The following is a 22157-nucleotide window of genomic DNA, read 5'->3' as shown; positions in this document are numbered from 1 at the left end:
TCCTTTAATCAAACAACACAAGAAAGACAGCCTTCCTGCCCTGTATCCTTCGTTCTTGCATAATAAAGTGTCTTAATGCCTTTATGGTGTGCATAAAGATCGATGCGGTTTAAATCACGCGTTGTCATCGTATCTTTTAAGAATAGTGTAAAGCTGATTCCTTGATCGACGTGCTGCTGAATCGTTGCGATCATATCGACCACTTTAAACATGTCCATATCGTACGCTTCTTTATAGAAGAACCAGTTTTGTGCTGAAAGACCTGGCATTGGGTAATAGGTTTTGCTGTTGCCGTATGTTCTTTCTTCGATACGTTCCATAATTGGCATCACAGAAGCTGTTGCCGATTGAACATAAGAAATGGAACCTGTTGGTGCAATACATAAACGATAGCTGTGATACATGCCATGTTCCGCTACAAATTCTTTGAGTGCGGCCCAATCTTCTTTTGTTGGAATGTGCATACCTTCAAATAGTGCTGCTGCTTTTTCTGTTTTTGGTGTGAAATCATTCTCCACGTATTTATTGAAGTACTCACCAGTTGCATAGCCAGAGCCTTCATAACGATGGAATGTTTCTCCTTTTTCTTTCGCAAGCTCACTTGAGCGTTTAATTGAATAATAGTTCACCATCATAAAGAACGTATTTGCGAAATCTCTTGCTTCTTCACTTTCATAAGCAATTTGGTTTTGAGCTAAATACCCATGAAGGTTCATCGCACCAAGTCCGATTGACTTCATCGCTTTGTTCGCTTTTCGAACAGCTGGTGCATTGCGAATGTCTGTTGTTTCAGACACAAGCGTTAGTGAGTCTGTTGCAAGCTTAACCGTTTTTTCAATCGATTTGTTTTTCATGACATTCATGATATTTAATGAACCAAGGTTACAAGAAATATCAAGGCCGATTTCATCTTCTTGATCATAGTCCGTGTAAGAAGAAACCTCTGAAGCCTGAAGCACTTCTGAGCAAAGGTTTGAGAATTTCACTCGTGAAATATGGTTCAAGGCATGCTCTCTGTTTACATTATCTTGGAACATGATATATGGATAGCCTGATTCTGAGCGTAGAACAGCCAATTTTTCAAGAAGCTTTCTCGGATTGACTTTTTCTTTTTTAACTTTTGGGTTTTCTACAAGCTCGTCATACATTTCTTCCATGTCCATCTCATCAAGGTGCTGTCCATATTCTTTATAGACTGTATGCGGATAGAAAGTGTAAGCTGTTTTATCTTCTCTAGCAAGCTCGATAAATTTATCCGGGATGACAACTCCAATGGATAGAGTTTTCACGCGAACATCTTCATCGGCAGAGATTTTTTTCGTATCTAAGAAATCATTGATATCTCTGTGGAAAATATTCAGGTAGGCACTGCCTGATCCTTGTCTTTGCCCCATTTGATCTGCATATCTGAATGCATTATCAAGAAGCTTCATCACACCGACGACACCTTTTGTCGCGTTTTCGACATCTTTGATTGCTTCGCCTTTTGCACGAAGTTTTGACAGGTTCAAACTGACGCCGCCACCTAGTTTTGACAACTGCATGGAAATATCAATCGCTCTTGAAATATCGTTTAGTGAGTCATTCACTTCAAGCAAGAAGCAGCTCACAAGCTCACCGCGTCTTTTACGTCCAGCGTTCAAGAAGGTTGGTGTACTTGGCTGGTACTCTTGATTGATCATCAGTTCTACAAACTCAAGTGCTTTTTCTTTATCCCCGCCCGCAAAGAAAAGTGCTACAACTGAAATGCGGTCTTCATAGCGTTCAAGGATTTTCTTTTTATCATTTGTTTTCAGTGCATAGTCATTGTAAAACTTAAATGCACTCATAAATGATGGGAATCTAAATTTTTTGGCATATGCAGCTTCAAAGACTTCTTTAATATCTGCCATGCTGTATTGTCTTAAAAATTCTTCCTCATAGTAGTCGTTTTCTATTAAGTAATCAATCTTCTCTTCTAGATTGTGAAAAAAGACCGTGTTTTGATTAATGTAATCTACGAAATAACTATGTACAGCTTCTTTGTCCTTATCGAACTGAAACTTTCCTTCTTTTTGAATCATAATTTCGTTATTTAATTGTATCCACTTTGGAACCTGATTTTGTGACAATTCTTTCTACCTCCTGTGTAAACAATTCAACATCCCTTTTTGTTCCGCTTAGTTCAAAGGTGTGCAAAATAGGAACTTGATATTGTTTAGAAATCGTATCGGCGCTTTTTGCAAAATTATCTCCCCACACTTTGTTGCCACTCACCGCAACACCTAGTAAAAGGTGAGCATTTTTCTCTAAAAAGGACTGAGTGGTACTAGGGACTTGTCCAAATCCTGTCGTAAAGGTGACGAGAATAAACGGCGTATCCAAAAACTCTTCTCCAGTCAATTTTCGTTTGTCTGTAAAAGGGGTCTTGTCCAAAAAGCGTTGAACATTTCCTGTTTTTGAATCAAATACGATTTGAATCAATTCCATCACGACCTAGTTTTTAGTATTGTTGATCATTTCGCTATTCACTATATATAGTATACTATGTTTTTTCAAAACACAACATATAGATGTTCGAAACGAAAAAAATCAACCAACCCGGCCGAACCTTCATAGCCGAACTCGTACGTTCAAATAAATAGAGCAGAACAGGATCTAAAAATAGACTGCTCTACTCCCTATTCAACTGAAACCGAAATCTATCATAACACGAAAAAAAATCGCTTAGTAGACTAGACTTTTTGTTTTATTTTTTGTAGGCATCGCACTGTAAATCTTCTGACACTTCTGTAATTTCCACTTCAACACCTAATTCTTTTAGCACCGCTTCAAGCGCAGAAACGATTGAAGCTTCTCTCACTAATTCTTTCCCATTTACAGAAACACTCGTTCCATATTCGAAACAGGAATCGTCTTCACAAGTTTGTTCCCAATGATTAATTTTAATTTTATGTGTCATGAACTCATCCTTTTCTGTCTAGATGTCTGATGCATGATTATAGTGTAGCGGCTTCACATTCATTTGTAAATTTACGTGCTTACTCTTCTTCATCAGAGCCATCATCATATTCTTCGTCGTCCCATTCATCTATGTATTTCGTTGTAACGAGAGTCAGCTCTCCTTCTTTTTCATCAAATCGGTACACATGTACTTGATCATCTTTCACAACAGCAAAATGATTATTTTTTAGTGCAGCAGATGATGGTAAAACTCCATCTGCATTTTCATGAGAATGGTTATTCCAACTTTCTTGTCTCGTTTCAATGTTTGAGATAGCGCACGATCCAAACAAGACAACAATTCCAATCAAAAGGAGGATCACTCTAATCCTTCTTAATTCAAGCTCTGCATTTTCCATATGAATCCCCTCACCCTTCTAATATCCAATAAGGAATGATACGGAAAATTGGCAGAAAAGTTTCATTGCATGCAAAATAGCCCCTCTGCACTGACAAAAAACGTAGCGGGTTCCGGCCGGTTTATTCGCAGAGGCATGGGGCTATTTTAAATACAACATATCCTATTCTATTCTAATTCTAGATTTACATTCTTTTGAGGTGCAAATGTAGAAATAGCGTGTTTATAAATAAGCTGCTGCTTCCCTTCTGTTTCAAGCAGCACCGTGAAATTGTCAAACCCTTTCACTTGACCGCGAAGCTGAAAGCCATTCAGCAAGAATACTGTGACAAATGTATTGTCTTTGCGGATCTGATTCAAAAACTGCTCCTGAATATTAATCGGTTTCATGTTTCGTCCTCCTTGATTCTGATAACTACAGTTTCGCTTTAAGTCCAAGCTTTCCTGCTATATATGCGAAAATTTCCTCTTTTTTGTCTGAAAAGTGGCAAGGCGGTGTCATATCAAACCAAGTGACCGCCATTTTATTACGGAACCACGTGAACTGACGCTTCGCATATCTACGGGAATTTTGCTTTAATTGCTGGATGGCTTCATCAAGTGAGCAGTCACCTTGAAAATAGGCATACAGCTCTTTATAACCAATGGCTTGAACAGACTGACAATCCTTCAAGCCAGATTGATAAAGTGCTCTCACTTCTTCAATTAAGCCTTCATCTATCATCATATCAATTCTTTGATGAATGCGCTCGTACAAAACCTCTCGATCCATTTTCAGCCCAATGAAGGCTGTATCATAAAGAGGAACTTCTTGATGCCCGTTTTGCATCTCCGACATTTTCTGACCTGTTGTATGAATCACTTCCAGCGCCCGGATCACGCGGCGGACGTTATTTGGATGAATAGCGTTTGCCGCATCAGGATCTACTGCCTTTAGCTTTTCGTGCAGCAAAAGCGCGCCGTGCTGCTGTTCAAAGAGCGTCATTTCCTCTCTAAAAGCAGGATCACTTTTCTCATCCGTAAATGTGTAATCATATAAAACAGATTGGATATAGAGGCCTGTTCCGCCGACAATCATTGGCGTTTTCCCTCTAGCGGCAATCTCTTTGATTTTCGCACGAACCAGCTGCTGAAATTCAGCTGTCGAAAAAGATTCTTCCGGCTGTTTAATATCAATTAAATGATGCGGGATGCCATTCATTTCTTCGGGAGTGATTTTAGCTGTTCCGATATCCATCCCTTTATAAATCTGCATAGAATCCCCGCTGATAATCTCTCCATTAAATGCTTTGGCTATATCAATGCTCAATTTGGTTTTGCCGACAGCCGTCGGCCCTACTAATACGATTACTGGCTGCTTCGCTTTATTCATAACATCACTCACTTTTACAAAACTGCCTACAGTATAGCATAACTTTTCTTACTCTCCTATCTCCTGCCCATTACCAGCCAAGCGGTTCATTTCCAACCACTTCATATGTTTTTCCTTTTAAACGATGCTTATGTGTTGGCTGATTCTCATCTGGACTATAGACGACACCTCCATATGGGATGGGAACAGAATCGATGTAGGCAGGATAGGTGACTTCCTCAATCTCGTGATAATGTGTTCCATCCACTCTTGGAATTGCCGGCCCTGTGACCCCGTAGTACCTGTGAAAATGCCCTCTTTCAAAGGAGGTGATCCCGCGATAAAAATGAGTATGCCGGTCGGTACTGCTTCCATTTACAGGCTGAGAAATACCTTCTATTAAATGATAATGCCCCTCCGTTACATCTGTACGTGCTTTATATGCATGAGCATGCGGCGGACACTTTGCCCAATCAGATGGATACAGGCCCATTTCTAACATTCCTCCTTATATTAGGCGTTCACCCAAACATCTGTAGGCTGCTGGAATACACTGATGTCAGTTACAGTGATTTTATGAGAAAGGAGCCTTTTATTATGAATTATTTTGACGCACCTCCGTTTATTCAAGAAGACATGAGAAGACCTTTTGGATTTGGGTTTGGCCGACCTGGTTTTGGATTTGGGAGACCTGGTTTCGGATTTGGCCGCCCAGGCTTTGGCTTTGGAAGACCTGGATTCTTTGGACCTCCATTTTTAGGTGGTTTTGCTGGCGGCCTGCTTGCTGGATCTTTGCTTGCTCCAGGATTTGGATATCCTTATCCGCCATTCCCGCCATATGGACCATACCCTTGGTATTAAATATGACGTTTAAGTGAAAACATCCGTTCATAAAATGAATCGATTGACACACTCTTTTTTCATGGGTTAACATTTACTTTACCGACTGTTCAGTAAAGTAGGTGTTTTTTTTATGTCTAAAACCAAAAAAAGCAAATTTTTGATGCAGCTGCCAGTACGATTTTAAAAGAAAGGTTAAGCCAGCTCACCCTTCAGCAGGTGGCAGAGCATGCAAATATGACCAAAGCCGGTCTGTTTTATCATTTTTCAAGCAAGGAAGAGCTCATCCAACAAATGAATGAGCATGCGATTCTTTGCTTTCGTCAGCAGCTCGAGACGTATTACGAAACATACAAACACGAAAAAGCGCCTTATGTACGCGCATATCTATTGGCCACATGACATGATTTAAATATGCAGCATACGACCCAGCTATGTACAAGTATGCTGGCTACCATGTCATTTGATGATGCGCTGCTGCACCCTTGGCGTGCTTTTTATGCGGAGTTCAAAGAAAAAGCAGCTGAGGAAATAAGCGATCCTGTACTGAGTCAGCTGATCCGCCTTGCATGTGAGGGGATATGGTTTTCAGAAATGTTTCAGCTAGAACCGCTGAAAAGAGAGGAAAAAAACCTTTTACTTCATCGGATTTTACACCTATTAGAGGAGGGATGATCATGATCCTCGGATATCTTTTTTTGGCTGTGGCCATTTTTTCAGAAGCCATTGGCGCCGCGATGTTAAAATTATCTCATGGCTTTACGCGCTGGAAGCCTAGCGCGGTTGTTGTGGCTGGCTATACACTTGCTTTTTATATGCTGTCATTGACGCTCAATATCATTCCGCTAAGCATGTCTTACGCAACATGGTCTGGGGTTGGTACGGTCCTCACGGCTATTTTTGGCGTGCTCTTTTTCAAAGAAACCTTGAACCAAAAAGCAGTCATTGGCATGGCGATGCTTGTCTCAGGGGTCGTACTATTAAATATGTCATAAAGGATGTGAGAGATGATGAAAGGAATACTCTACTTAACAGGAGCCATTTTGACGGAGGTTTTTGGCAGTACAATGCTGAAGCTTTCTCAAGGCTTTTCGCAGCTGCTGCCGAGTATCGGGGTACTGATCGGATTTGGATGTGCCTTTACTTTCCTGAGCTTGGCACTTAAAACCATCGAGCTCTCGTCTGCCTATGCAACCTGGTCTGGCGTTGGAACAGCTCTCACTGCTCTTGTAGGACTTGTGCTGTTTAACGAAACGATCAGCACGAAAGGCTACATCGGCCTTGCACTTGTCATCTGCGGCGTGATTGTCTTAAATCAATCCAAGAAGCAAAAGAACGAAACCAAAGCACAACTCGATCAAACCGAATGGACGTCATAAAAAAAGTCATTTTCTCCATATTTCTAGAGAAAATGACTTTTTTGTTTTAACGGCCGACTTGAATGGTTTCTTCTAAGGAAATATTCACATTCCCCTGAACAGCTCTTGAAATCATACATGAGCTTTCGGCTTTATGCGCAAGCTTTCGGGCCAGCTCAATATCATGTGCGGAAGCGGACTCTTTGAGGGTGATGACAGGCCGATGAATGATTTCCTCATAAGTAAACACGCCATTTGTCACATCTACGACGGCTTCAGAGCTCATCGATAGATCCTCTTTCTCTAATTGACTCCGCTCCATCATGGCTGCAAGTGTAATGATATAACACGTAGCCGCTGCACCTAAGAGCATCTCATCTGGATTGGTTCCAATACCTGGACCGTCCATTTCCTTTGGAATCGAAATCTTTGTTTTTAATTGTTCACATGCGATTGTACCCACATCGTTACGCAGACCGGGCCAGCTTGCCTGAAGATGAAAATGATGACGCGCCATATCCGTCTCTCCTTTTGTTATCACTGTTCATAGTGTAACAAGAATTCCACTCCTTGTCTTAACATGTGCACAGCCCTTACGTATATTCTTCATCCAGCACTGTCCGAATCGCCCTGACATAACGATAGAATGTCTCGTTTTTTGTACTTGATCGCCTCCGAAAATCGAAACTATCAAATAAAGCTTCACGCTGACTTCTACTAATCTCAAGCTGCACACTTTGCCCTGTTTTTGTAAGATTATTAATATTATGATTGCTTGTCCCGCTCAGGGTTGCGTGTGCGACAGCTAGTTCAGCAGAAAATCCGTTCCGCTCTAATGAGCTCACAATTTTCTCTGCACGATCGTAATCTGTTCCGCCGACGAGAGTATGGTCAATTCCTTCCTCGCCTTTGTATCCATGCACTGCTAAGATGTAATCATGTGCTTTTGCCTGCGCGACGCCGATTGGCTCATCAAAGTTTGTACTTGTAATATGAAGTTCTGATGCATTCTCTCTTAGACCTTCAAATAAATACGTCGAAAAATCGTTGTCAAAAAAATGGACGATCTCGCTCACGCCGCCTTCGATCCTCCCGCCATGAGGTGACATCACAAGAAGGCGGCTGCCAGGCACTGGGTTGGCTGTAATGTTATAGCTGCTTGTTGATTCGTTTTCTTCAAGTTCTTTAAAATTTCGATAAATATCATTTGAACCGCTTTCGTCTTCCCCACCTGATGACACTGGCTCATCATGTTCCTGTGCTTGCATAGTATAATAAACGCCCCATCCGATCGCAAGCAGGAGAAGCAAAGCAAAAAACTTCTTCATTCCCGTTCTCCTTTAACAGATTTCTAAGCCGTTTCTATGATTTATATTGAATCATCATTTCTTATCATTTTTTCCACATTTTCTCTTCACGTTTGATCATAACACTCTAGATCATGAGATTCCTCAAAAATAAGATAATTGCATTTATATACACAGAAACGCCTCTCCTCTTTGAAAACAGAGTTAGAATAGTATGACAAAAAAATGACGTTATGTTTAATATGACCTAGTCCTATCCAGTCTGTTTTCTTTAATTCGGCTTTTTTTGATAAGGATTTGATGTTTTCCATCTGTCACGCATCACATTTATATGAGCATTGACCCTGTCCACAGCCCTCCTTTTTCTGCAAAATCCTTTGTTTCACTGGTTCTCTCAGAAGAACTCTCCCACCTATCATCGGCAGATTCTACGTGAATTCCACCTTTTTCTATTATTTTACAAAATGTAAGCGCTTTTCTTTTTTGAAAGACATAAGCAAGCCGCCAATATAAAGAAAAGGAGGGACAAGAATCCGAACCAAGCAGTTCTCATTCTCATAACGTATGAGTGTACGAGAATGGATAGCTGGAATGGAGGGCATCACATGTTTGGATTTTCTATGGTGCAGATGGTCAGAACACATGCTAGTAAACTAGATCAGCCTTTAAGAGAGACCGTTCTTCACCTTTATAAACCTTTTAAATGGACGCCATGCTTTCTTCATCGTTTTTTCGAAGGCAGACTGAAGAAGAAAAAGAAGCTTCGTGTGATCATTGAATTTAAGGAAGGTGCAGCCGAGGCAGGGATTCAAAGCACAAAGCGGCTCATGAAAAAAAGCAGAAAAACAAATATAAAACGGCATTTTTCACATATCGACTGCTGTGCTGCTGATTTAACGCCTGCTGCTTTAGAGGAGCTATTAGCAAACGGTGAGCATATTCGTAAAATTTATTTAGACCGGAAAGTTCATGCGCTGCTGGATGTAGCCACACAAGCAAGCCATGCTGAAGAAGTCATCCGAAACGGGACAACTTTAACAGGAGAAGGCATTACGGTCGCTGTCATTGACACGGGAATTTATCCACATGAAGATTTAGATGGAAGAATTCGAGATTTTGTGGATTTAGTCAAACAAAAAACAAAGCCTTATGATGATAATGGCCACGGTACTCACTGCGCGGGAGATGTCGCTGGAGATGGAGCCGCCTCAGACGGCTTATACAAAGGACCTGCCCCAAAAGCAAATCTGATTGGCGTGAAAGTGTTAAATAAACAAGGGGCTGGATCACTTTCTACTATTATAGAAGGTGTTGAATGGTGCATACAATTCAACGAAGACAACCCCGATGATCCGATTCATATTATCAGTATGTCGCTGGGCGGAGCTGCGCAGCGTTATGATGACGAACAGGACGATCCAATGGTGCGTGCTGTCAATGCGGCTTGGGATCAAGGGATTGTTGTATGCGTCGCTGCCGGAAACTCTGGCCCTAACAGCCAGACGATTGCAAGCCCTGCTGTCAGTCAAAAAGTCATTACGGTCGGAGCCTACGATGACAGGAATACACCAGAATCAAGTGACGATGTCGTGGCACCGTTTTCAAGCAGAGGACCGACGGTTTACGGGGAGGCAAAGCCTGATATCCTCGCACCAGGAGTAAACATCGTTTCTCTCAGATCACCACGATCCTTTTTGGATAAACTTGATAAATCAAGCAGAGTTGATCATGATTATACAACGTTATCTGGCACATCGATGGCAACACCGATTTGTGCTGGTATTTGCGCTCTACTACTAGAGCATTCACCAAATTTAACACCGAATGAAGTCAAAACCCTGTTAAAAGAAAATACAAGCAAGTGGTCTGGGGATGACCCGATGGTTTATGGAGCAGGTGCAATTGACGCAGAAAAAGCAATCAAAGAATAAAGAAAAAAGCCCTTTACGTTTTGCGTAAAGGGTGTTGTTTGTCTCATTTTTAAGTGTGAAGTCTTTCATCTACTTGAGCAGCTGACATGTTATGCTTCGTTCTCATACATCTCATCTCCTTTTTGAATGTGCGTACGCGCTTCGATCACAATCTCAAAAAAAGTGGAGGATTCCTTGTACATGTCGCGTTCCTTATAATAATTAGCCGCATCAAGTGCTAATTCCTCTAAATCAGCAAACATTTTTTTATTTCTTAGACCAAAAAGGGCCGACCTCAATTGCTCACAGCCGTCTTTCTCTATATAGAGCGCCTGCAAAAATTGGAATTTCAACTGATAAATTTCATCTTCCAATACACAAGCCTCTTTCATTCCTGTAGATATGGCCTCGCCTGCCCGCTTGATATCTCCGAGTTTAAAACAAGTAAGGGCAAGTGAAAACAACGATTTGATCATCGTGGATGCTTGATCTTTCTGATAAAGTGAAATGGCTTGTTCAAAAAAGACAGTCGCTGTATGGTACGTTCCCATACTATAATGACAAGTGCCTAAGTTATTAAGCGCCATTGCTTTAAAGTAAGATGTGCATTCTTTTTGTTCCATCGCTTCACAGACCTTTAACGCTTTTTCTAAATAAGGAAGCGCTTTTTGATACTGATTAACATCAATCCAATTACCTGCCATGACAAAATCACATTGAATGCTTCTTTTTCCATAAAGCTGATGTTTCTTGTAGATGTCTCTTGCCTTTTTAGCGTAGTGCATGGAGAAATAGGTTTGTTTCATATGATAGTATACTTCTGCAATTTTATAGTAAAATTCTGCTTTTTCGATCTCATCTGTCACTAAAATCAGTTGATGTTCCGCATGCTTGTAATATGAAATGGCCTCGATATACCGGCGCTGGATAAACGCATACATTCCATGAAAAAAATGAAAATAATAGCCGAGTAAGCCTGTCATTTCATCTTCTGCATCGTCAATTTCTTTAGGAAAGGACACTGCTTGAAGCGTTTCACTCCCTGCATGGACTGGCGCTAAGTGCTGAAGCATCATTTGATGGCGAAAATCCATTAGAGAATAGTATAGGAGTAAATCTTGATCCTCTTCCATATCATGAATTTCTTCTTCAACAAGGCGCTTCATGCCGTTTGCCTGTTCAACTTCAAATTTGCAAATATGCGTGTACCATTGATTGATCTTTACACCTACTTCGGAAGATGGTATTTTGTGTGCCATCCACTTCAGCCCCATTCTATCATATCAAACTGATAACTATTATTTTACATAATTTATGTTTTCAAGGCAAATTGTAAGTTATTACATATTTTATGTTCAAATCGCATATTCCTATCTTTTTTACCAAGTTTAAATAGAGTACTTTTGCCCATCAAACTTTTTTACGCAGACGGATCGAATTCTCTTAGTACTTCTTTTAATGCATTAATATAGCGTCTAAATGCTTTTTTCTTTCCTTTTCTCGTCTCAAAATTATCAAAAAAAGCTTCTCTTTGCGCTGTACTAATTTCGAGCTGAACACTTTCACCACTCGCATTTCGATTATTTATATTTTTGGGATCTGTACCAGAAAGCCGTTCGCCTTTTTGTACCATTTCTGCGGAAAATCCCCGATCTTTTAGTTCTCGTACAACTGCTCTTTGCATTTTTTCATTTGTGCCGCCAACGAGCGTGTGTCTTTTATCACTTTTATAGCCGTGGATGGAAATTGAAAAAGGATACGTTTTAATCATTTGAACCAAAATGGGTTCATCAAAATTGGTACTCGTGATATGCAGGTCCCGGTTATTGTCTTGCTTTGTACCTTCAAACAAATACGTAGAGTAGCTTTCTTGAAAGGCTTCTACAATTTCACTTGTTCCTGGTTCAATGTCACCTCCATGAGGAGAAAATACAAGTAAATCACTTCCGCCCTTTTCGTGAAATTCTATCTCATAACCGTCTCTTTCATATCGCATGAGCTGTTTAAAGCTTTCATATTGATCGCCTTGTTTTCGCTCTTTTCGATACTTTTCTACCTCTTGATGATGCTGCTTTTGCTCTTTTTTTTCTTGAACAGAATGGCTGCATTTCACCATTAAAAGAGTACACAGAATAAGAAAGATGAATCCACATATTAGTAACCTTTTCATTTCACCGCTCCTTTTTTCTCTTAGGTGTCATCTTACCGCAATATTTTACTATCAATGGCTTAGAAAATTCAAAGGTTGTCCGGCTCATTTGAATGAATCAGGAGAAGTTACCTGTTTTTCATATGATCTAGGTATTTCAGAGGTCTTTAAATTTTTGTTGTGAACGTAAAAACTAAATCGTATGACCTCATTTCAATTTTAGTTAAAACCACCTACAAAAATGGCAATATTACTCTTTTTTTCAAACAAAAAAGCTGTAAACAAAAGAAGTAGTCCCCTTCAGTTTACAGCTAGTCTCTGTATATCATCATTACATTCTTAATTCATTCTCTAAAGCTGTCATCACTTCATCTTGCGTCAGTCCCTGTGCAAGTGAAATCTCACTCACTAACATGCCTCTTGCATCTTCAAGCATCTTCTTTTCACTTGAATTTAACGCTTTCTTCTGATTTCGTCTCATTAGATCTTTGACAACGTCTGCACCATCTTCGATCGCACCTGTTTTTAGCTTTTTCAGATTTTCATCATATCTTTGCTTCCAAGTAAGCGTGTCGTCGTTTGTTTCTTCTGCAAAATTGTTCATCACAACTTTCAGCGTTGCTTGATCTGCTACCGGACGTATACCTAGTTGATTGATTCTGCCTTTTGGGACCATCATCTGCATATTCGGCATTTGAATCAGGAAATATTCCTGTGTCTTACCTAAAATCTCTTTTTCTTCCATTCCTTCAATCACACCGGCTCCATGCATTGGATAAACAATTTTATCACCTATTTGAAACAAATCCGCCACCTCCGAAAGTATTCACAATATCATTATAACACATTTCATCAGAGGATAAAAATTTATATTTTATCATGTTAATTTAGCACTAGTCAATTCTTTTTATTTGAGTTTTTCAGAAAAAGCCTTTTTTTATAAAAGAGTCATGAGCATCCAGTCCTCATGACTCTTTCTTGCATATACTAGCATTGAGTCACATTTAGGAGGGATGACAATGTGCAAATGCAAGTGCAAACATTCCCACTCACACTGCCATAAAAAGCATGACGATCATTGCCATGAGGATCCATGTAAAGAAAAAAAGTTTTGTCATAAAAAAGATAAATGGTTTGAGAGCGATTTTTGGGATACCTCTCGAAGCTACGATCCCTGTTATTTTCCTAAAAGTGTCTGCAGCAGATGTAAAAAGCGTCGCAGAAGAAGACACAGCTATACAATTTAACGCTTGACGCTTTACCTGCTTTTCCTTTTCCCGGCTGAAAAGCCGGTTTTTTTCTTTCATATGGATAGGCTCATGAAGCAGATCTGTCTCATAGGATATGGCAACCTGACATAAAGGATGAGATATACATGAACGATATGAACAGCCAAATGAATCATTATCACCAAGAAAATCCCTATCACACATTTGAAAATGTGTATACAGCCAATCATGAGCATATGGTCGCGCCAAACATGCATGATCATATGAATATGCCAAACCATTATCATAGCGGCAAAAAAGATATGTATAACGCGCACCATCCACATCATCATTCAGTTTATTCACCGTTCCCAAACCAGCATGATACCTTTTCAAAGCATGTTCCAATGAAGGATCACCATCATCTAGGCCATTATGGTGGATATGGAATGATGCCACACCATCCATATGGTTATCAAGATATGCATATGATGATGCCAACAAACCAGCAAATGCCAGGCCATTATTACGGAATGAATCAACCAAATGCGCTTTTTCCCCGCTATTACTAAAGAATGACAAAATAAGGGTATAATATCCCATTTAACACCATATGGTAATATGGTAACATTATAGGTAAATAATGGGTGTAATCATCTATTATTTACCTATATTCAACAAGGGGGAAGGAAAAAATGAAAAAAACGTGGACGATTCTTATGATGGGGATGCTCACATTGGTTATGGCGCTGTCAGTACCGCTTTCTGCATCTGCTGAGGAAGCCGGCAAAGCAACAACCAATGCAAAACCAGCTGCACTTTACGCAAAAATTACAGGAGCAAGTAAGCAGGAATGGTCTTTTTCTGACATTGAGCTGACGTACAGCCCAAATTCTGTTCTAAGTCTTGGTGCGGTTGAGTTCACTCTACCAAAGGGTTTCCAAGCAACAACTAAAGACATTATGAACGGCAAAGCATTAAAAGACAGCTATATTTTGAACAACGGACAAACCGTTCGTATTCCGCTCAGACTGGATTTACTTGGAATTTCCAAATATACATTAAAGCTTTCACATAAAGTACTTCCTGCTGCAGGTACATACACGTTCCGTGCAGAAAATCGAGCCATCAGCATCGGTTCCACATTTTATGCAGAAGATACGATTGATATTAATACACGACCAGTTGTGGTCACACCGCCAGATCCTTGCGGATGCTAAATAAAAAAAGCGCTCTTTTAAGAGCGCTTTTTTTATATCACATCACCCGTTTAAACATTTTCTCCATCTCATATGTCGAGTGATGAATGATGATCGGCCGGCCGTGCGGACAGGTGAATGGGTCCTTCGTTTGCCGAAGTTCATCTAATAAGGCTTTGATTTCATCATGACGCAAATGACGATTTGCTTTGATTGAGCCTTTACAGCTCATCATAATCGCCGCTTCTTCTCTTAGTTTCTTGATATCAACACGTTTTTCATCAAGCACTTGCTCTATAATCTCTTCGATCAATTCAGCCTCTTCACCTTTTGGAAACCACTGCGGATGCGACCGAACGATGTAGCTACCTGAACCAAAGGGCTCTAAGAAGACCCCCACTTTCGCGAGAATATCCTTATGCTCTTCAATAATCAGCATATCGTTTTTAGAGTAGTGAAATGTTAAGGGGACGAGCATTTCTTGCACTTCCTGTTCGATCTCTCCTACCTTCTCACGATAATACTCATACTTGATTCGCTCTTGAGCCGCATGCTGGTCGATGATATAAAGCCCTCGTTCATTTTGAGCCAAAATATATGTGCCATGCATTTGCCCAATTGGATACATCACAGGGACGCGTTCGTTTTCAGGAAGCGTTTCTGTCACATCTTCATGCAGTACCGTCTCTTCATATTCAAGTGAAGCGGCGGATTCCTCTAAATGAACACGCTCAGATGAGGCTTCTTCATAAAATACTGGTGATGATGCTCCTGCCTTCTCTTGTTTAGGCATTCCGTATGCATCGGTATGACTTGTCTCGTATACGACCGACTCGTGCGGCTCCGGCTGATAGGTTAGCGGTGTTTCCGCTGGGCTTGCGTTCCTTTGTTTCGCATCAAAGGTTAAGGATTGCTGCTCATTTTTCACAGCTTGCATTGGTGCTTTTTTTGGTACTGAAGCACTTGGAATGAGCTGCTGCTTTTGAAATACTTCCTTAATTCCTTGTTTAATCAGATCATGAAGTTCCTGTTCTTTACTTAGCCTCACTTCTAGCTTCGATGGATGAACGTTCACGTCCACTAGAATGGGATCCATCTTCATCTCAATGAATGTAATTGGATGACGGCCAATCGGAAGCAGCGTGTGATACCCTTCATGGATCGCTTTCACGAGCGGAAAATGTTTGACATATCGGCCGTTTACAACAGAAGACATATAATTCCGTGATGCCCTCGTCACTTCAGGTAACGAAATATATCCTTTCACTTCAAAATCAAGTGATTGTACGTGAAGCGGCAGCATTTTTTTAGCCACAGCTGTCCCGTAAATGGCCGCAAGTACATGACGTACATCTCCGTTTCCATTCGTCTGTAGCAGGACTTTCCCTTGATGACGCAAACGGATCGATACTTCGGGATGAGCTAGCGCAATTCGATTGACAACATCCGATATATTGCCAAGTTCCGTATGAACGGTTTTCATGTATTTTAGGCGGGCTGGCGTATTGTAAAATAAATTGGTGACCACAATCTCGGTGCCGCGGCGGCCAGAGGTTTTTTTCTCTGAAATAATCTTCCCGCCTTGCAAAGCTAAGTGTGTCCCAGCTCCTTCACCAGTACTTGTTTTCATTTCTAGGTGAGAGACGGATGCAATACTTGGCAACGCCTCTCCTCTGAATCCGAGCGTTCTAACACGAAACAGATCATTTTCATCTTTGATTTTACTCGTTGCATGGCGCTGGAAGGCGAGCTTACAATCTTCAGCATCGATTCCAACACCATTATCAATAATCCTGATAGAAGAAAGACCTGCTTCTTCTACATCGATTTCAATGACTGTACTTTTTGCATCGATCGCATTTTCCACAAGCTCCTTTACAACAGAAGCCGGACGCTCGACCACTTCACCTGCAGCAATTTTATTGGATAGGTCATCGGATAACTGAATAATCTTTGCCATTTCTGCTCACCTCACCTTACATTATAATTTCTTTTGCAATTCATACAGCTTTGTCATTGCTTCAAGCGGCGTCATATCCATTAGGTTGTAAGACTTTAATTCGTCGATGACCGCTTGATCCTTCTGTTTTAGCGCAGCTTTCGGCTGCGGTTTTTCTTCTACTTCAAAGAAAGAAAGCTGCTGTTTTTCTCCAGTCTTTTCTGCTTTTGGTGCCGCAGATACGGTTGGAGTCACGTCATGTGATCCGCTCTCAAGCTCCGTTAAAATAGTCTGGGCTCTATTAATGATGGCATCAGGCAATTCAGCAAGCTGCGCTACATGAATACCATAGCTTTTATCAGCTGCACCTTCTTTGATTTGATGTAAGAAAACGACCGTGCCTTCATGCTCTTCAGCTCGCACATGAACATTTTTCAGCTCGCTTAATTGGGATTCAAGGACAGTGAGCTCATGGTAATGTGTAGAAAATAGGGTTTTGGCCCCAATATGATCATGAACAAATTCAATGATCGCCTGCGCAAGAGCCATTCCATCATAGGTGCTTGTCCCGCGTCCAATTTCATCAAATAAAATCAAGCTGTTTTTCGTTGCATGCACCATCGCATTTTTTGCTTCGAGCATCTCTACCATAAAAGTACTTTGACCAGAAATCAAATCATCTGCTGCACCAATACGTGTAAAGATTTGATCGAAGATTGGAAGCGTCGCCTTTGACGCAGGAACGAAGCAGCCAATTTGCGCAAGAATCGAGATGAGCGCCATTTGTCTCATATACGTACTTTTCCCTGACATATTCGGTCCAGTGATGAGTAAGGTTTGTCTGCCTTTTCCCATATGGCAGTCATTCGGTACATATTCCTGGTGATCCAGCACTTTTTCAACGACAGGGTGACGGCCATCTTTGACATCCACGTCATCCTCTGTGAATTCCGGCCGGATATAACGGCGCTTTTCACTGACAGTCGCAAAGCATTGAAGCGCATCAAGCTCGCTCATTTGTTTTGCAAGCAGCTGTAATCTAGGAATATAGCCTTTTACTTGCTCCCTGAGAGCTGTAAATAGTTCATATTCCAATTCGTTAATATTTGATTCTGCTTCAAGAATCAGTGCTTCTTTTTCTTTTAATTCAGGTGTGATATACCGCTCTGCATTGGCAAGCGTTTGTTTTCTTTCGTAACGCCCTTCCTCCAGCAGATGTGTATTTGCGCGTGTCACTTCGATATAATAACCAAACACTTTATTAAACCCGACTTTTAAGGAGCGAATGCCGGTATATTCTCTTTCCTGCTGTTCAAGCCGTGCAATCCAGTCCTTTCCGTTTCGGCTGGCATCACGGTATTCATCTAATTTTGCATTGTAGCCATCTTTAATCAAATTGCCTTCTTTTATCGTCATCGGCGGATTTTCATGAAGTGCATCTTCTAATAAATCAAGCAAATCACCACAAGGATCAATCTCATTCGCTCTTGATTTTGCCATTTCTTCTGGTAATGAATGAACGAGTTGTTTAATATCCGGTACTTGTTTTAAGGATTCTTTGAGCTGGATGAGATCACGGGCATTCACGTTGCCAAATGCTACGCGGCCCGCTAAACGCTCAAGATCATATACTTGCTTTAATCTTTCGCGCAGATCCTCTCGCTCAAAGAAATGATCCATCAGAATTTGCACCATTTTCTGACGCTCATTAATTTGCGAAAGGCGAATAAGCGGCCGGTCGATCCATTGCTTGAGCAGTCTGCCGCCCATCGCTGTTTTTGTTTCATCTAACAGCCATAATAAAGAGCCTTTTTTGCTTTTTGAACGAATCGTTTCTGTTAATTCTAGGTTTCGTTTTGAGTAAAGATCGATTTTCATCGTTTGTTCAAGTTCAAACACTTGAACTTTCTGAAGATGATCCAAGCTTCTCTTTTGCGTTCTTCTTAAATAGGCATATAGTGTTAAAAATGACGTTTTTAACTTTTCGTCTAGATGGGAAACGAGCCGCTCAGCTTCATCTAATAATTGATCACTATCTTCGTATGAAATAGTTGCTTGGCAGCGTTCTTTAAGGGTTTTGATTGTTTCCTCATCCAGTTGTTTTGACACCACAATTTCTTTTGCACCGACAGAATAAATTTCTGATACGACTTCATCTAATCGATCGATGAAAGCTGCCATGTTTTCACCTGTTGATAAATCAGACAGCGCAAGACCGTACCCATTTTGAAAGCTGGTAACAGACGCAATAAAGTTGTTCTCGTTTTCACTTAATCCTTTACCATCCATGACGGTTCCTGGTGTAATCAGTTGAACGACTTCCCTTTTGACTACACCTTTTGCTGTTTTAGGGTCTTCCACCTGCTCACAAATGGCGACCTTGTAGCCTTTTGAAATCAACTGTTCTATGTATGCAGAAGCAGAATGATAAGGAACGCCGCACATTGGAATTGTGCCGCCGTCTCTGCTTGTTAACGTAATTTCTAGTTCTTGCGCGGCTTCCTTTGCATCATCAAAAAACATCTCATAAAAATCGCCTAGGCGAAAAAATAAAAAGGCATCTTGATAATCTGCCTTGATCTTTAAATATTGCTGTATCATGGGCGTATAACTTGCCATATTTCTAATCCCTCACTATATTACTTTCGAATTCATACCATCTCTAATTATAGCATAAAAAATCACCTTTTTTCTCCTAGATCAGGCACAAAAAAACTAGGGGGATATGCGCCCTAGTCATTCCTTACTCTTCTGTCTCACCTGCTAGGAATTCTGGATGAATATCCTCTAACTCCTCATCCACTTCTTCTTCCCACTCGTGATCATCTTTTTCTTTCCAGCTTGAATCGACCTCTACGACAATTTTTGTTTCACCGACTACCTCAGCAATGAATTCACGCTCTGCCTGAACGATAATTTTATTGCCATTTGGAGAAATGGTCACTTCTAAGCAATTGGGCTGCTGCAATACTTTCGCAATTACTTCGTGCTCATCATCAAGGAAATTTTTATCTTTATATCTCAGTTTAATGATGTCTACATACTTCACACGCTCTGTGACGACTTCTGTTTTCGTGTTGTCGGCGTAAGAGTACCATACGTTAATATCAAATGTTCCTTCGATCTCAACGGTTTTACCGACCTTTTCAGCATCATACTTATGATTAATGATCCAACCACCTAGGATGCTGGTTGGTTTTTGCGATGGAGAAATGGTGTGTGTGCTTTGGGTGAATTTCCTCCCTTTTGCAACCACCGCTTTTGTAATAATTTCTCTGTATTCAGACATTCCGGCATGCCTCCTTGTTCTTGATCGTTTTATCTTATGCTGGGCATTCGTCTAGTGTGTCACGATTTTGAACTTCATGTTCAATTAAATTCATTTCTGTTTCAGTGTATGCATGGTCGCCCATAAACTTGCCTTGAAAATTGGAAAAGTTGGAGAGTGAGAGGTTTGGAGGCGATGAAGCATGAAAAAGAATGGGTAGTGCTTTTCAAAAAATGTTAATAGGAAAGCAAAAAACCCCGCATCTGCGGGGTTTTCTCATTTAATGGAGCAACTTGGTGATGAGTTTTTCACTTTTGAACCGGTTTCTCCTAATAAGAGATCACCGCCGGTTGAAAGAATGATTTCATCTGTTACTTGATTCGAAATCGTGTGCGCTACAAGTTGAAGCAGAGAATTGACTTCCATTTGTGATTCTTTGAATTCTTGAATCACTGGGATGTCATCCAGTTCTTCTTGCAGGGCATCGATTTTTTCTTCGACTTGTTTTAAGGCTTCATGTTTGCCGTAATGCTTTAAGTTCACAGCTTGTTTTTGAAGCGCCTTAATTTGATTAATAATCGTTGAAATTTTTGTATTTTCATTGATTTGCGCTTCTGCTTTTTTGAAGAAATCAACTTCTTCCGTTTCAGAAATCATTTTAGCGAGCTCTCTTGCGCGTTCGACAATCTCTTTCTTTGAATAAAGTGTCATTTTAATTCACCTCAATAGCTTCTCCAACCATTTCTCCGTCAAGAGACCAAGTTTTGGCTTGTGTGATTTTCACTTTGACGATGTTGCCAATCGCTTCTTTTGGTGCTTTAAAATTCACAAGCTTGCTTTTACTTGTATATCCGGCTAGGATCTCAGGGTTGTTTTTACTTTCACCCTCTACTAATACTTCGACAATCTGCCCTTCATATTCCTTCATTTTTTTCGCAGAAATTTCATTCACAAGTGCATTTAGGCGCTGCAGACGTTCTTTTTTCACACGCATTGGCACGTTGTCTTTCATTTTCGCTGCAGGCGTTCCTTCTCTTGGAGAATAAATGAATGTATAAGCAGCATCAAACTCAACCTCACGATAGAGGGAAAGTGTTTCTTCAAACTGCTCATCTGTTTCATTTGGGAACCCAACAATAATGTCCGTTGTTAATGAAGCATTCGGCATAGCTTCTTTGATTTTGCGCACAAGATCAAGGTAACGCTCACGGTCATATTTTCTCGCCATAAGTTTCAGCACAGAAGAACTTCCGGATTGAACTGGCAGGTGAATATGATCGAGAAGGTTTCCGCCCTTGGCAAGCACTTCAATTAAGTGATCATCAAAATCACGCGGGTGGCTTGTTGTAAAACGGATACGCGGAATATCAATTTTTCGCAGCTCATCCATCAGGTGGCCAAGACCATATTCCATATCTTCAAAATCTTTTCCATATGCATTCACGTTTTGACCAAGAAGGGTAATTTCCTTATATCCTTCTGCCGCTAAACGTCTGACCTCTTGAATAATTTCATCTGGGCGGCGGCTTCTTTCTTTTCCGCGCGTGTAAGGCACGATACAGTATGTACAGAATTTATCACAGCCGTACATAATGTTCACCCAGCCCTTGATTTTACCTTGACGGGCTCTTGGAAGGTTCTCAATCACGTCGCCTTCTTTTGACCAAACCTCAATGACCATTTCTTTTGAAAGGTAGCATTCAGATAACAGCTCTGGCAGGCGGTGAATGTTGTGCGTGCCAAAAATCAAGTCAACAAATGGGTGTTTTTTCAAAATACGGTTCACGACAGATTCTTCTTGTGACATACATCCGCAGACACCTAAAATTAAATCTGGCTTTTCACGTTTTAATGCTTTTAAATGTCCAAGCTCTCCAAACACTTTATTTTCTGCATTCTCACGAATCGCACAAGTGTTTAATAAGATGACATTCGCATCTTCCGTTGAGTTTGTTGGTTCATAGCCAAGCGCCATAAAAATACCAGCCATCACTTCTGTGTCATGCTCATTCATTTGACAGCCATATGTGCGAATATAAAACTTGCGGCCGTTTCCTAACCCTTGAAACTGCTCGTCAATTTGAAATTGATTGTATTCGACTTCTTCTTTACCCCGTTTTTTTGCATCTTTTAAGGAAGGCGGAATGTACACAGCTTCAAAATATTTGCTGTAGTCCTTCTCGGATTTTTTGTCCGATGAACTTACTTGTCCGCTCGCTTTTCTCTGCTCTTCATTCATGAATTTGTACTCCTTTCAAACCAAGTTCCACCCTACAGTATAGACTATT

General features: G+C 40.6%; 26 protein-coding genes and 1 pseudogene. 9 read left to right on the top strand and 18 right to left on the bottom strand.

Going from position 1 to position 22157, the window contains the following annotated elements; genetic code table 11:
* Nucleotides 1-8: 8 nt before the first annotated feature.
* The 7 genes from nrdE to MHH61_RS17705 all read right to left on the bottom strand — a co-directional run bounded on the left by nrdE (nucleotide 9) and on the right by MHH61_RS17705 (nucleotide 5184).
* Nucleotides 9-2111 carry a class 1b ribonucleoside-diphosphate reductase subunit alpha gene (gene nrdE, locus MHH61_RS17735; protein ID WP_024424086.1) on the bottom strand — a complete coding sequence of 701 codons (2103 nt, stop codon included), beginning with the start codon at nucleotides 2109-2111 and terminating at the stop codon, nucleotides 9-11.
* Nucleotides 2071-2463, bottom strand: coding sequence for a class Ib ribonucleoside-diphosphate reductase assembly flavoprotein NrdI (gene nrdI / locus MHH61_RS17730; RefSeq protein ID WP_008360380.1), 393 nt, complete (start codon nucleotides 2461-2463; stop codon nucleotides 2071-2073). Before nrdI ends, nrdE begins: the two co-directional genes overlap by 41 nt.
* 265 nt (nucleotides 2464-2728) lie before the next feature.
* Nucleotides 2729-2941: a hypothetical protein gene (locus MHH61_RS17725; RefSeq protein WP_003212415.1), complete on the bottom strand. Its 213-nt coding sequence runs from the start codon at nucleotides 2939-2941 to the stop codon at nucleotides 2729-2731.
* A 79-nt stretch (nucleotides 2942-3020) separates the two neighbouring features.
* Nucleotides 3021-3341, bottom strand: coding sequence for a YmzC family protein (locus MHH61_RS17720; RefSeq protein WP_024427040.1), 321 nt, complete (start codon nucleotides 3339-3341; stop codon nucleotides 3021-3023).
* Nucleotides 3342-3508: 167 nt separating this feature from the next.
* Entirely contained in the window at nucleotides 3509-3730 is a 222-nt protein-coding gene (hfq, locus tag MHH61_RS17715) for an RNA chaperone Hfq (protein WP_024424088.1), read from the bottom strand.
* 25 nt (nucleotides 3731-3755) lie between these two features.
* Complete coding sequence (gene miaA, locus MHH61_RS17710) at nucleotides 3756-4712, bottom strand: tRNA (adenosine(37)-N6)-dimethylallyltransferase MiaA (protein ID WP_098676901.1); 957 nt, start codon at nucleotides 4710-4712, stop codon at nucleotides 3756-3758.
* A 70-nt stretch (nucleotides 4713-4782) separates the two neighbouring features.
* Nucleotides 4783-5184: a YmaF family protein gene (locus tag MHH61_RS17705; protein ID WP_125586734.1), complete on the bottom strand. Its 402-nt coding sequence runs from the start codon at nucleotides 5182-5184 to the stop codon at nucleotides 4783-4785.
* A 104-nt stretch (nucleotides 5185-5288) separates the two neighbouring features.
* Here MHH61_RS17705 and MHH61_RS17700 point away from each other — a divergent pair, with 104 nt between their 5' ends.
* The 6 genes and pseudogenes from MHH61_RS17700 (at nucleotide 5289) to MHH61_RS17675 (ending at nucleotide 6910) form a co-directional block, all read left to right on the top strand.
* Nucleotides 5289-5552 (top strand): hypothetical protein, encoded by a 264-nt coding sequence (locus MHH61_RS17700; RefSeq protein WP_025093279.1) that lies wholly within the window; start codon nucleotides 5289-5291, stop codon nucleotides 5550-5552.
* Between the two features lie 135 nt (nucleotides 5553-5687).
* A pseudogene (locus tag MHH61_RS17695) lies at nucleotides 5688-5765 on the top strand (TetR/AcrR family transcriptional regulator); the annotation flags it as partial.
* Nucleotides 5766-5768: 3 nt separating this feature from the next.
* Nucleotides 5769-5933 (top strand): hypothetical protein, encoded by a 165-nt coding sequence (locus MHH61_RS17690; RefSeq protein ID WP_241218565.1) that lies wholly within the window; start codon nucleotides 5769-5771, stop codon nucleotides 5931-5933.
* A gap of 12 nt (nucleotides 5934-5945) precedes the next feature.
* Nucleotides 5946-6206 carry a hypothetical protein gene (locus MHH61_RS17685; protein WP_224426513.1) on the top strand — a complete coding sequence of 87 codons (261 nt, stop codon included), beginning with the start codon at nucleotides 5946-5948 and terminating at the stop codon, nucleotides 6204-6206.
* A gap of 2 nt (nucleotides 6207-6208) precedes the next feature.
* Complete coding sequence (locus tag MHH61_RS17680; RefSeq protein WP_024424092.1) at nucleotides 6209-6526, top strand: multidrug efflux SMR transporter; 318 nt, start codon at nucleotides 6209-6211, stop codon at nucleotides 6524-6526.
* Between the two features lie 15 nt (nucleotides 6527-6541).
* Nucleotides 6542-6910 (top strand): multidrug efflux SMR transporter, encoded by a 369-nt coding sequence (locus tag MHH61_RS17675; protein WP_024424093.1) that lies wholly within the window; start codon nucleotides 6542-6544, stop codon nucleotides 6908-6910.
* A 46-nt stretch (nucleotides 6911-6956) separates the two neighbouring features.
* Here MHH61_RS17675 and MHH61_RS17670 read toward each other — a convergent pair whose 3' ends face one another.
* A complete protein-coding gene (locus tag MHH61_RS17670; RefSeq protein WP_024427036.1) occupies nucleotides 6957-7406 on the bottom strand; it encodes an OsmC family protein in 450 nt (149 codons plus the stop codon).
* A gap of 76 nt (nucleotides 7407-7482) precedes the next feature.
* On the bottom strand, nucleotides 7483-8217 hold the full coding sequence (locus tag MHH61_RS17665; protein ID WP_025093280.1) for a poly-gamma-glutamate hydrolase family protein: 735 nt from the start codon (nucleotides 8215-8217) through the stop codon (nucleotides 7483-7485).
* Nucleotides 8218-8801: 584 nt separating this feature from the next.
* Here MHH61_RS17665 and MHH61_RS17660 point away from each other — a divergent pair.
* Nucleotides 8802-10127, top strand: coding sequence for a S8 family peptidase (locus MHH61_RS17660; protein WP_125586736.1), 1326 nt, complete (start codon nucleotides 8802-8804; stop codon nucleotides 10125-10127).
* Nucleotides 10128-10216: 89 nt separating this feature from the next.
* On the opposite strand, the gene MHH61_RS17655 is transcribed toward MHH61_RS17660, so the two are convergent.
* From MHH61_RS17655 to MHH61_RS17640, 4 genes are all read right to left on the bottom strand, one after another.
* On the bottom strand, nucleotides 10217-11365 hold the full coding sequence (locus MHH61_RS17655; RefSeq protein ID WP_024427032.1) for a Rap family tetratricopeptide repeat protein: 1149 nt from the start codon (nucleotides 11363-11365) through the stop codon (nucleotides 10217-10219).
* Nucleotides 11366-11526: 161 nt separating this feature from the next.
* Nucleotides 11527-12276, bottom strand: a complete 750-nt coding sequence (locus MHH61_RS17650; protein WP_024424098.1) for a poly-gamma-glutamate hydrolase family protein — start codon at nucleotides 12274-12276, stop codon at nucleotides 11527-11529.
* A gap of 310 nt (nucleotides 12277-12586) precedes the next feature.
* Nucleotides 12587-13060 carry a CarD family transcriptional regulator gene (locus MHH61_RS17645; protein WP_024424099.1) on the bottom strand — a complete coding sequence of 158 codons (474 nt, stop codon included), beginning with the start codon at nucleotides 13058-13060 and terminating at the stop codon, nucleotides 12587-12589.
* A gap of 244 nt (nucleotides 13061-13304) precedes the next feature.
* Nucleotides 13305-13562: a hypothetical protein gene (locus MHH61_RS17640; RefSeq protein WP_024427031.1), complete on the bottom strand. Its 258-nt coding sequence runs from the start codon at nucleotides 13560-13562 to the stop codon at nucleotides 13305-13307.
* A gap of 68 nt (nucleotides 13563-13630) precedes the next feature.
* Here MHH61_RS17640 and MHH61_RS17635 point away from each other — a divergent pair, with 68 nt between their 5' ends.
* Nucleotides 13631-14035 carry a hypothetical protein gene (locus tag MHH61_RS17635; protein ID WP_024427030.1) on the top strand — a complete coding sequence of 135 codons (405 nt, stop codon included), beginning with the start codon at nucleotides 13631-13633 and terminating at the stop codon, nucleotides 14033-14035.
* A 123-nt stretch (nucleotides 14036-14158) separates the two neighbouring features.
* Nucleotides 14159-14683: a biofilm surface layer hydrophobin BslA gene (gene bslA, locus MHH61_RS17630; protein WP_024424102.1), complete on the top strand. Its 525-nt coding sequence runs from the start codon at nucleotides 14159-14161 to the stop codon at nucleotides 14681-14683.
* Nucleotides 14684-14720: 37 nt separating this feature from the next.
* Here the strand turns inward: bslA and mutL are convergent, their stop codons facing one another.
* From mutL to miaB, 5 genes are all read right to left on the bottom strand, one after another.
* Nucleotides 14721-16622, bottom strand: a complete 1902-nt coding sequence (gene mutL, locus MHH61_RS17625) for a DNA mismatch repair endonuclease MutL (protein ID WP_125586738.1) — start codon at nucleotides 16620-16622, stop codon at nucleotides 14721-14723.
* A gap of 21 nt (nucleotides 16623-16643) precedes the next feature.
* On the bottom strand, nucleotides 16644-19220 hold the full coding sequence (gene mutS / locus MHH61_RS17620; RefSeq protein ID WP_125586740.1) for a DNA mismatch repair protein MutS: 2577 nt from the start codon (nucleotides 19218-19220) through the stop codon (nucleotides 16644-16646).
* A gap of 124 nt (nucleotides 19221-19344) precedes the next feature.
* Nucleotides 19345-19890, bottom strand: a complete 546-nt coding sequence (gene cotE / locus MHH61_RS17615; RefSeq protein ID WP_024424105.1) for an outer spore coat protein CotE — start codon at nucleotides 19888-19890, stop codon at nucleotides 19345-19347.
* A 255-nt stretch (nucleotides 19891-20145) separates the two neighbouring features.
* Nucleotides 20146-20580 carry a RicAFT regulatory complex protein RicA family protein gene (locus MHH61_RS17610; RefSeq protein ID WP_008358013.1) on the bottom strand — a complete coding sequence of 145 codons (435 nt, stop codon included), beginning with the start codon at nucleotides 20578-20580 and terminating at the stop codon, nucleotides 20146-20148.
* 1 nt (nucleotide 20581) lies between these two features.
* Nucleotides 20582-22108, bottom strand: a complete 1527-nt coding sequence (gene miaB / locus MHH61_RS17605) for a tRNA (N6-isopentenyl adenosine(37)-C2)-methylthiotransferase MiaB (RefSeq protein WP_024427027.1) — start codon at nucleotides 22106-22108, stop codon at nucleotides 20582-20584.
* Nucleotides 22109-22157: the final 49 nt, after the last annotated feature.

Source organism: Bacillus sp. FSL K6-3154 (assembly GCF_040869395.1).
In the GTDB taxonomy this organism is placed as follows: Bacteria; Bacillota; Bacilli; order Bacillales; family Bacillaceae; genus Bacillus; species Bacillus safensis.
This window is presented reverse-complemented; position numbering and strand designations above follow the sequence as displayed.